Origin of the sequence: Methylobacterium sp. WL6, assembly GCF_008040095.1 — a bacterium.
GTDB lineage: Bacteria > Pseudomonadota > Alphaproteobacteria > Rhizobiales > Beijerinckiaceae > Methylobacterium.
In genome coordinates this window covers 1-9,531 of record NZ_VRVH01000172.1, presented here as the reverse complement: position 1 = coordinate 9,531, position 9,531 = coordinate 1, and the positions used below count along the sequence as shown (strand labels likewise).

12 protein-coding genes and 1 pseudogene are annotated in these 9,531 nt (G+C 71.6%); 11 read left to right on the top strand and 2 right to left on the bottom strand.

Annotation, left to right across the window (positions count from 1 at the left end):
• The 8 genes and pseudogenes from FV230_RS19120 to FV230_RS19085 form a co-directional block, all read left to right on the top strand.
• Nucleotides 1-356, top strand: a pseudogene (locus FV230_RS19120) (penicillin-binding protein 1C); the annotation flags it as partial.
• 179 nt (nucleotides 357-535) lie between these two features.
• Entirely contained in the window at nucleotides 536-808 is a 273-nt protein-coding gene (locus tag FV230_RS19115; protein ID WP_243933694.1) for a hypothetical protein, read from the top strand.
• 3 nt (nucleotides 809-811) lie between these two features.
• Nucleotides 812-1,372 carry a type II toxin-antitoxin system VapC family toxin gene (locus FV230_RS19110; protein WP_147843518.1) on the top strand — a complete coding sequence of 187 codons (561 nt, stop codon included), beginning with the start codon at nucleotides 812-814 and terminating at the stop codon, nucleotides 1,370-1,372.
• 248 nt (nucleotides 1,373-1,620) lie between these two features.
• Nucleotides 1,621-2,355 (top strand): histidine phosphotransferase family protein, encoded by a 735-nt coding sequence (locus FV230_RS19105; protein ID WP_147728838.1) that lies wholly within the window; start codon nucleotides 1,621-1,623, stop codon nucleotides 2,353-2,355.
• Nucleotides 2,356-2,612: 257 nt separating this feature from the next.
• Nucleotides 2,613-3,122, top strand: a complete 510-nt coding sequence (locus FV230_RS19100) for a ferritin-like domain-containing protein (RefSeq protein WP_147843517.1) — start codon at nucleotides 2,613-2,615, stop codon at nucleotides 3,120-3,122.
• 173 nt (nucleotides 3,123-3,295) lie between these two features.
• The gene (locus tag FV230_RS19095; protein ID WP_147843516.1) at nucleotides 3,296-4,147 is read left to right on the top strand and encodes a MoxR family ATPase; all 852 of its coding nucleotides are present in this window, start codon (nucleotides 3,296-3,298) and stop codon (nucleotides 4,145-4,147) included.
• Between the two features lie 219 nt (nucleotides 4,148-4,366).
• On the top strand, nucleotides 4,367-5,347 hold the full coding sequence (locus FV230_RS19090; protein WP_147843515.1) for an aldo/keto reductase: 981 nt from the start codon (nucleotides 4,367-4,369) through the stop codon (nucleotides 5,345-5,347).
• Nucleotides 5,347-5,868 carry a histidine phosphatase family protein gene (locus FV230_RS19085; protein WP_147843514.1) on the top strand — a complete coding sequence of 174 codons (522 nt, stop codon included), beginning with the start codon at nucleotides 5,347-5,349 and terminating at the stop codon, nucleotides 5,866-5,868. Before FV230_RS19090 ends, FV230_RS19085 begins: the two co-directional genes overlap by 1 nt.
• A 60-nt stretch (nucleotides 5,869-5,928) precedes the next feature.
• Here the strand turns inward: FV230_RS19085 and FV230_RS19080 are convergent, their stop codons facing one another.
• Complete coding sequence (locus FV230_RS19080) at nucleotides 5,929-6,384, bottom strand: RNA polymerase subunit sigma-70 (RefSeq protein WP_147843513.1); 456 nt, start codon at nucleotides 6,382-6,384, stop codon at nucleotides 5,929-5,931.
• Nucleotides 6,385-6,602: 218 nt separating this feature from the next.
• Here FV230_RS19080 and FV230_RS19075 point away from each other — a divergent pair, with 218 nt between their 5' ends.
• From FV230_RS19075 to hemC, 3 genes are all read left to right on the top strand, one after another.
• The gene (locus tag FV230_RS19075; protein WP_147729053.1) at nucleotides 6,603-7,466 is read left to right on the top strand and encodes a Kdo hydroxylase family protein; all 864 of its coding nucleotides are present in this window, start codon (nucleotides 6,603-6,605) and stop codon (nucleotides 7,464-7,466) included.
• Between the two features lie 28 nt (nucleotides 7,467-7,494).
• Nucleotides 7,495-7,794 carry an antibiotic biosynthesis monooxygenase family protein gene (locus FV230_RS19070; RefSeq protein WP_147729054.1) on the top strand — a complete coding sequence of 100 codons (300 nt, stop codon included), beginning with the start codon at nucleotides 7,495-7,497 and terminating at the stop codon, nucleotides 7,792-7,794.
• 225 nt (nucleotides 7,795-8,019) lie between these two features.
• The gene (gene hemC, locus FV230_RS19065) at nucleotides 8,020-8,943 is read left to right on the top strand and encodes a hydroxymethylbilane synthase (RefSeq protein WP_147729055.1); all 924 of its coding nucleotides are present in this window, start codon (nucleotides 8,020-8,022) and stop codon (nucleotides 8,941-8,943) included.
• A gap of 69 nt (nucleotides 8,944-9,012) precedes the next feature.
• Here the strand turns inward: hemC and FV230_RS19060 are convergent.
• Nucleotides 9,013-9,531 (bottom strand): GSCFA domain-containing protein (locus FV230_RS19060; protein WP_147843512.1); only part of this gene is annotated, 519 nt, incomplete at its 5' end.

The window sequence follows — 9,531 nt, the reverse complement described above, 5'->3', positions numbered from 1 at the left end:
ACGCGCTGGTCACCACGTCGGCCGGCCTGCCGCCGCCACTCCGCCACATCCGCCGCGACGCCCCCAAGACGCTGGCCGCCGCCGACACCGCGCCCCTGAAGATCGCCTACCCGCCCGACGGCGCCCGGATCGATCTCGGGCTTCAGGATCACCCGGGCGAGGCGGCGCAGCAGGCGCGCCTCGCCCTGAAGGCGCTGGGCGGCGTGCCGCCGCTGACCTGGATGGTCGGCGGCCGCCCGGTGGCCGATTCCCCCCGCCGCCAGTCCGAATGGGTCCCGGACGGCGCCGGCTTCGCCCGCATCTCGGTCCTCGACGCGACCGGCGCGAGCGACAGCGTCGTGGTGCGGCTGGAATAGGCGCGCCGGCATCCCGGTGCCGATCGTGCGCGTCGCACGCCTCCAGAGGTTTGCCGGGTCTGCGGGCGTGCTCGCGGAGCCGAGCGCATGGGACGGGCGCAGACCGCCTTCGCGACGAGCCTCCACGCGGAGGACCGAGCGGATCGAGCGTCCGATTGCACCGCGTGTCGCCCGATCCTATGGCGATCGTGGCGGCGGCCTCGTCCAAGGCGAAGGTTCAGGCCGTGCTGGCGCGGGCGCAGGAGAGCGGCCTGATCGCGAAGAAAGGCGGGCGGATTTCCGGGCGCGTGTCGCCGGAACTGATCGAGCGCGCGAAAGCCCGCACCGGCATCCGGTCGGACACCGAGCTGGTGGAGTTCGCCCTGGCCAACCTGGCGATCGAAGACGATTTCGCCGACGTGTTTCGAGCGTTGAGAGGCACGGTCGATCCCGGGCTGGACCTCGGATTCTAGCGCGTGGCGTTCGAGTTCCGGTCCGCCGAGCGGGTTCGGAGGCAGGCTCCGGCCAGGACCCTGGGACGCCGACCCGACGACCGTCTCCCGTTTCTCGGGACGGAGGCATCGGCCGGGAACGGCCTTCTCCTCGATACCTGCGTCTACATCGACCAGATGCAGGGCAGGGCGCCCGCGATCGTCGCGGACCTGCTCGCGATCCGGCTGGTGAACCACAGCACCGTCGCCGTCCAGGAGCTGATGCATACGGTCGGCGTGCTGGATCCGGGCGACGCCCGGACCGAGGGCGCCGTCGCGGCGATCGAAGCGGCGATCGATGCCATGCCGGCGCATCGCCTGTTCGGGCCGGATGCCGACATCCTCGCCCAGGCCGCCGTGTATGCGGGCATCCTCGCGCGGGTTCAGGGCTACGGCCGCGACGAGCGGATGAAGGCCCTCCACGACTGCGTGCTGTTCGTGCAGGCGATGAAGCACGGGGTCGCCGTGCTGACCCGCAACGTGCGCGAGTTCGACGCCCTGCTTCAGATGCGGGCGGACGGGCGGGTGCTGTTCTGCCGGACCTGAGGGCGCGCGCGGGGCGGCGGACCGAGCCGGGCGCCTGCCGCTCCGGTCCGAGGGCCGGCCGGCGATCGGCTTGCCGCGTCGCGCCTCCCCCGTAACCCTTTGCAAAGGCGGATGTGGCGTCTATCCGTTCGGGCAGGGCCGCCCCGCGGCCGAGTTCCGCGTCGCCAAGCCCGCGGCCGAGTTCCGCGTCGCCAAGCCGGACGACCAAGTCCGAAGACCAAGTCCGAAGAAAACGCCCGGAGCGTGCCATGAATGCCGTGACCCTCGACGCCCTCGACCTCTCCGCGCTGCTGTGCTCCCGCGTCTGTCACGACGTGATCAGCCCCGTGGGCGCGATCGTGAACGGGCTCGAGGTGCTGGAGGACGACCAGGACGAGTCGATGCGCGAGTTCGCCCTCGACCTGATCCGCAAGAGCGCGCGCCACGCCTCCGCCCGCCTGCAATTCGCCCGGATCGCCTTCGGCGCGGCGGGCTCGGCCGGCGCCTCGATCGACCTCGCCGACGCGGAGAAGGTCTCGCGCGGCATGTTCTCCGACGAGAAGACCCAGCTCAGCTGGAGCGCGCCGGTGGCGCTCTACCCGAAGAACAAGGTCAAGCTGCTCCTCAACCTCGTGATGATCGCCACCGGCGCGATCCCGCGCGGCGGCCTGCTCGACGTGACGGTGACCGGCGACGGCGAGGCGCCGACCCTGGTGCTGGTCGCCAAGGGCTCGCATGCCCGCATCCCGCCCCATGTCGAGGCGCTGATCGCCGGCACGCCCGAGAACGGCGTCGTCGATGCCCACGGCATCCTGCCCTACTATGCCGGCCTCGTCGCCCGCGCCGCCGCCATGAACGTCCGCTTCTCCATCGAGGGCGACACCGTGACGATCCGCTCGGAGCCGGTCGCCGCCGCGGTCGAGCCGGTGATCGAGACCGCCCCGGAAAGCTCCGAGGACGACCGCCCCTCCGACAGCGAGCCGTCCGACACCCTGCTCGCCTGAGGAGCACCGGCTTTTCCCTCCCCCCGACGGATCTCGGGCCCGCCCGAGATCCGCACCCCGTGTGCCCGAGGCGGGCGAGCCCGGCTTGGGTGCGGGGGAGGCTTGGGTGCGCCGTCCACGCGCGAGACGCACGCGGGAGATCCGCCGCGCTGCGTCACATTGAGCGCGTGCGCGACTCCCGGGAAACTTGGCCGGCGGGCGCCGGGTCTCTCCCATAGGCGCGGCCGGGCTCCGGCCGCCGATCAGGAGATCCGAACATGGCCCACGACACGCGCGACATCTACGTCACGGCGCTGAAGAACACGCATGCCCTGGAGATGCAGGCGCTCCAGATCATGGAGCGTCAGGTCGAACGGCTGCAGAACTATCCCGAGATGGAGGCGGCGCTCCGCCGCCACATCGACGAGACCCACGGCCAGCGCACCCGCCTGGAGGAGGCGCTGCACGGCCTCTCCGAGAGCCCCTCGGCGCTCAAGGAGGGCTTTCTCGGCTTCGTCGGCAACATGATGGCGCTCGGGCACGCCCCGGCCCAGGACGAGATCCTGAAGAACGCCTACGCCAACCACGCCTTCGAGAACTTCGAGATCGCCGCCTACACCTCGCTGCTGGCGATCGGCGAGGCGGCGGGCCAGCAGGGCCATGCCGCGGCCTTCCAGCAATCGCTGAAGGAGGAGGAGGGCATGGCCGCCAAGGTGCGCGAGCTCGTGCGCCCGACGACCCTGCGCTACATCGAGCTGACCACCGCTGGCGCCAAGGCCGACCGCTAGGCCGGGCGAAGACCGGACCGCGACGGCGGGGCGGCGGCCCGCCGGACCTCATGGGTCCCGACCCACGGGACTCGGGATGAGCGGGCCGCGTCCCTGGGGCGTTGCCCGCGACCGGCTTTGCGCCCTATGTCGGGCGGGTCGGCCGTGCCGGCCCGCCAGGACGAGACAGCCCGATGCGCTTCACCGGAACCGAGTCCTACGTCGCGACGCCCGACCTCACGGCGGCCGTCAACGCCGCCATCGTGCTGGAGCGGCCGCTGCTGGTGAAGGGCGAGCCCGGCACCGGCAAGACGGTGCTGGCCGAGGAGATCGCCAAGGGGCTCGGCGCCGACCTGCTCACCTGGAACGTCAAGTCGACCACCAAGGCGCAGCAGGGCCTGTACGAGTATGACGCCGTCTCGCGGCTGCGCGACTCGCAGCTCGGCGATCCCCGCGTCTCGGAGATTTCCCACTACATCCGCCGCGGCAAGCTGTGGGAGGCCTTCACGGCCGACGCGCGCCCGGTGCTGCTGATCGACGAGATCGACAAGGCCGACATCGAGTTCCCGAACGACCTGCTGACCGAGCTCGATCGCATGGAGTTCTTCGTCTACGAGACCGGCGAGACGGTGAAGGCGGCCCGCCGCCCTGTGGTGATCATCACCTCGAACAACGAGAAGGAGCTGCCGGACGCGTTCCTGCGCCGGTGCTTCTTCCACTACATCAAGTTCCCGGACGCGCAGACGCTGGGGCGAATCGTCGAGGTGCACTATCCCGGCATCAAGCACCGCCTGGTCGAGGAGGCGCTGCGGGTGTTCCTCGAGACCCGCGAGGTGCCGGGCCTGAAGAAGAAGCCCTCGACCTCCGAGCTGCTCGACTGGCTCAAGCTCCTGGTCTCGGAGGACGTTGACCCCGAGACCCTGCGCGAGACCAACGCCCGCAAGCTGATCCCGCCGCTGCACGGCGCGCTGCTCAAGAACGAGCAGGACGTGAGCCTGTTCGAGAAGCTGGCCTTCATGATGCGGCGCGAGGGGCGGGGGGGCTGAGCCTTCCGCTCTTCCCCTCCACCCCCTCATCCTGAGGTGCCGCAGCGAAGCGGAGGCCTCGAAGGAGGGTTCCAGGGACCGCGCGACCTCCGGAGGGCTCCTTCGAGGCCCGCTCGCGCGGGCACCTCAGGATGAGGCGGTGGATTGGGGGCAGGGGAACGCCGCCTGCCACCTTGGCCAAAACGCGGCCGTCAGATCGAGAGAACCAAGAGCCGCCGCATGAAGATGAAGAAACTCGGCCGCACCGGCCTCGACGTGTCCGCCCTCTGCCTCGGCTGCATGACCTACGGCATCCCTGAGCGCGGCCCCCATCCCTGGACGCTGCCGGAGGACGAGAGCCGCCCGCTGATCCACCAGGCGCTCGACCTCGGCATCAACTTCTTCGACACGGCCAACTACTATTCCGACGGCACCAGCGAGGAGATCGTCGGCCGGGCGCTGCGCGATTACGGCGACCGCGACAGCCTCGTCGTCGCGACCAAGTGCTTCTACCCGCTGACGGACCGGCCGAATGCCGGCGGGCTGTCGCGAAAGGCGATCTTCGCGGCGATCGACGCCAGCCTGAAGCGGCTCGGCATGGACCACGTCGACCTGTTCCAGATCCACCGCTGGGACTACGAGACCCCGATCGAGGTGACGCTGGAGGCGCTGCACGACGTGGTGAAGGCCGGCAAGGCGCGGTATCTCGGCGCCTCGTCGATGTATGCGTGGCAGTTCTCGAAGGCGCTCTACACCGCCGATCTCCACGGCTGGACCCGGTTCGCGACCATGCAGAACCACGTCAACCTGCTGCATCGCGAGGAGGAGCGCGAGATGCTGCCGCTCTGCCGCGACCAGGGGATCGCCGTGCTGCCGTGGAGCCCGCTCGCCCGCGGGCGGCTGACCCGCGACGCCGACGCCACCAGCGCGCGCCAGGACAGCGACGCCGTCGGCAAGGGCCTCTACGACGCGGCGGCCGACGCCGACCGGGCGATCATCGCCAAGGTCGCCGAGATCGCCGAGGCCCGCGGCGTGCCGCGCGCGCAGGTGGCCCTGGCCTGGGTCGCGGCCAAGCCCGAGGTCGCCGCGCCGATCATCGGCGCCGCGAAGCCCGGCCACCTGACCGATGCGGTCGCGGCCCTCGACCTCGTGCTCACGGACGACGAGATCGCGGCGCTGGAGTCGCTCTACACCCCGCATCCGATCGTCGGGTTCGCCTGATGCGCCGCCTTCTGCTCCTGCGCCACGCCAAGTCGGACCGGCCGGCGGGCGTCCCCGACATCGACCGGCCCCTCGACGCCCGCGGGCGCGAGGCCGCGCCGCGGATGGGCGCCTACCTCGCGAGCGAGGGCCTGCATCCCGACCTCGCCCTGGTCTCGCCCGCAAAGCGCACGCGGGAAACCTGGGAGGCGGTGGCCGCCTCGCTCGGCGCGGTTCCCGCGCAGATCGTCGAGACGATCTACGAGGCGCCCCCGGCATCGCTGCTCGAGGCGGTCCGCGCCGCCCCCGATTCCGCCGAGACGCTGATCCTGATCGGCCACAATCCCGGCATGGAGGCGCTGGCCGACCGGCTGGTCGGCGCCGGCCCGCGCGCGGCGCGAAGCCGCCTCGCGCAGGGCTTTCCCACGGCGGCGCTGGCGGTGATCGAATTCGATGCGGAAAGCTGGGGCGCGATCGACGGCGACGGCCGCCTGGAGCGGTTCGTGCGGCCGAAGGACCTCAGCCCGGACCTGACGGATTAAGTCATCGTCCCCAAGCCGGTTGCAGGCTCTCGGACGAAGCCGAAGCCTGCGCCCGGCGCCTCAGAGATCGCCGAAGGCCAATTGCCCCTGGTTGCGCCGCGGCACCGGGGCGGTCTTCGCCTTGGCCGGGGTGCTCTTTCCCGCGGCGCGCTTCGCCGCGGGGGCCTTGCGCGCCGTCGGCTCGCCGCGCAGGCGGGCTAGGGCCTTGTCGCGGGCCACGGCCTCGGGGGCGTGCGGATCGCCGTCGAGCCACTTGCCGCGCTTGATCACCTCGTTGACCCGGCCCTGGTTCACGCCGACCTTGAAGGCGATCTCCTGCTGCGTCATGCCGGTGGAGGCGTGCAGGTCGAGGATGGCGTGGGCCAGCTCCGGCGTCATCTTCTGGCCGGTCAGGCGCCGGGCGGGCTTCACGGTGCGGATCGCGCGGTCGCGCTCGCGCAGGCGCTCCAGCAGGGCGAGCGCCATGTTCATGCCGTGCTCGCGCAGCGACTCCTCGAATTCCTTCAACGTCGCCATCGGCGAATGATCCTTGTGCGGGCGAGACCGCCCGGAACAGGGGGAGAACGTGCCGCCTTCGCATCGGTTGCGCAAGGCGTCGCGGCTGCGGCATCCCGGGATGACAGGATGCCGGCGCCGTCATCCACCGGTAAAACCGCCGCGCTGGCCCTCGCCCCGAGCCTCGGCTAAACCCGCGGACCCGCGACGCCGGCCCCGCGACAGGACACGCGACCCGCATGATCAGCCCGATCCTCACCGTTCCCGCCTCGGGGCCCGCCTCGAACGGCTCGCTCGCCGCGGCCCTGGAAGGCGGCGCGGTGCTGATGTTCCCCGATCTCGACTTCCCGTTCAGCGACTTCGAGCGGCGCTTCACCGAGCGCCCCTTCGCCGACGGCAAGGCCAAGAACGTCAACATCCGGGGCGAGGCCGCGACCCTCCGGGGCGCCGCCGGCACGCCGGAGGAGCAGGAGGCGCTGCGCCAGCTGCTGGTGCGCTACCGGGCGTTCTCCAAGGACCTGATCGCGCGCCACCTGCCGGAATACGCGAGCGGGATCAGCCTCGCCGGCACGTCGTACCGGCCCTTCGACGTCGACCGGCGCAAGATGAGCTGGCGCCGCGACGACACCCGGCTGCACGTCGACGCCTTCCCCTCCAACCCGATCGGCGAGAAGCGCATCCTGCGGGTGTTCCGCAACATCAACCCGAGCGGCCAGCCGCGCCTGTGGCGGGTGGGCGAGGATTTCGGCTCGATGGCCGACAAGTTCCTGCCGAAGCTCCCGGGCTACTCGGCCCTCTCGGCGCGGCTGCTCGCCGCCCTGCGCATCACCAAGGCGCGGCGCTCGGAATACGACCACCTGATGCTGCACCTGCACGACGCGCTCAAGCAGGACGCCGACTACCAGGCCGGCGCGCCCCAGGCCGACGTGGAGTTCCTGCCGGGCCAGACCTGGGTCACCTTCTCCGACCTCGTGATGCACGGCGCCATGGGCGGCCGCTACATGCTGGAGCAGACCGCCTACCTGCCGGTCTCCGCCCAGGCCGACCCGGACAAGAGCCCGCAGCGGATCCTGGCGCGCAAGCTAGGCCGCCCGCTCCAGTAGGCCTCCGGCCGCAAAGGACACGACACCGATGATCCTCGAAATCGCACAGGTCGAGATCAAGCCCGGGATGGAGGCGGCGTTCGAGGCCGGCATCGCCGAGGCCGCGGAGATCTTCCGGGTCGCCGCCGGCTGCCGCAGCTTCGACGTGCGGCGCTCGGTCGAGCATCCGCAGCGCTACCGCCTGCTGATCGAGTGGGACACGCTCGAGGCCCACACCCGGGACTTCACCGGCTCGCAGCCGTGGCAGGATTACCGCGCCCTGGTCTCCCCCTGCTTCGCGAGCCCGCCGGCCGTGGAGCACACGGAACGGGTGCTGAAGGCGTTCTGAGGACGCGCGCGACGCTGACGGCCCCCTCCACCGTCATTCCGGGGCGCCGCAGGCGAGCCCGGAGTCCGGACACGCCGACGCGAAAGTCATGGGCATTGTCGGCGGCTCTGGATTCCGGGCTCTGCTTCGCAGCCCCGGAATGACGGGGTCGGAGCGGATCGAGCGCTTGCGTCGTCCGCCGCCGCCGACGATGCTCGCGCAAAGCTCGGGCGAGACAAGAAGCACATGATCCAGCGTCCCCTCCGCATCGGCACCCGCGGCAGCCCGATGGCGCTGGCCCAGACCGGCATGGTCCGCGACCGGATCGTGGCGGCCAACCCGGGCCTGGAGACCGAGCTCGTCGTCGTCACCACGGTGGCCGACAAGATCCTGGACCGGCCGCTCTCCGAGATCGGCGGCAAGGGGCTGTTCACCAAGGAGCTGGAGCAGGCGCTGTTTTCCGACGAGGTCGACGTGGCGGTCCACTCGATGAAGGACGTCGAGACCTGGCTGCCCGAGGGGCTGGTCATCGCCTGCATCCTCGCCCGCGACGACCCGCGCGACGCCTTCCTGTCGCCGCGGGCCGCCGGGCTCTCGGAATTGCCCGCGGGCGCGCGGGTCGGCACCTCGTCGCTCCGGCGCGCGGCGCAGGTGCTGATGCGGCGCCCCGACCTGCGCATTGTGCCGCTCCGCGGCAACGCCAACACCCGGATGCGCAAGCTCGAGGCCGGCGAGTGCGACGCGACGCTGCTGGCGCTCGCCGGCCTCGAGCGCCTCGGGCTGGAGGGCATGGCCCGCTCGGTGCTCTCGGTCGAGGAGATGCTGCCGGCGGTCGCGCAGGGGGCGCTCGGCATCGAGGCCCGCGCGGGCGATGCCGAGATCCACGCGCTGCTGGCGCCGCTCGCCTGCGCCCGCACCACCACGGCGATCGGCGCCGAGCGCGCGCTCCTGGCCGAGCTCGACGGCTCCTGCCGCACGCCGATCGCGGCGCTGGCGCGGATCGAGGGCGACACGCTCAGCCTCGACGGCCTGCTCTTCCTCCCCGACGGCAGCCGCCACTGGGCCGCCTCGCGCTCGGGCCCGGTCGCCGACGCCGAGCGGATCGGGCGCGACTGCGGCGCGGCGATCAAGGCGGCGGCGGGCGAGGTCTACACGAAGCACCTGCAGTAGGGGCTATCCGCGACGCGCGCTTCCCTCCCCCCTCTGCGGGGGAGGGAAGGGACGGGTCGCGTCGTCCCCTCACGCCACGCTGCGCTCGATCTGCTCCTCGTCGCAGATCACGCCCGCCGTGCCCTCGTATTCGGCGGCGAAGTCGTGGGCGGCCTGCACCGGGGCCGGGGCGGTGCGGTCGGCGGCGAAGGTGGCGAGGAACGAGCGCATCACGTGGCGCACGCCGGCGTCGTTGATGGTGCGCAGGTCGTCGTTGTAGTAGCGGCCGGCATTCACGTTGCTGGTGACGATGTCGTAGGCCGGGAAGTACACCGCCCGCGGGTCGCCGGAGGCGCAGGCCTCGCCGGCCGCCACGCGCAGCACCGACTTCGAGTAGCTGTTCGACTCCATCACGTGCCGGTCCATGTAGGTGGCGATCATCGGCACCGGCGAGACCGTGAGGATGATGCGGGCGGTCGGGTTCACGCTCCAGAGCCGCTCGAGGAAGCCCTGCAGGTCGGCGAGCACCTCGGCCGCGCCGGCGTTGACGCATTCGTAGAGCGCCGGATCGTAGCTGCCGCCGGCGACGCCGGGCGCGAGCGGCAGGGC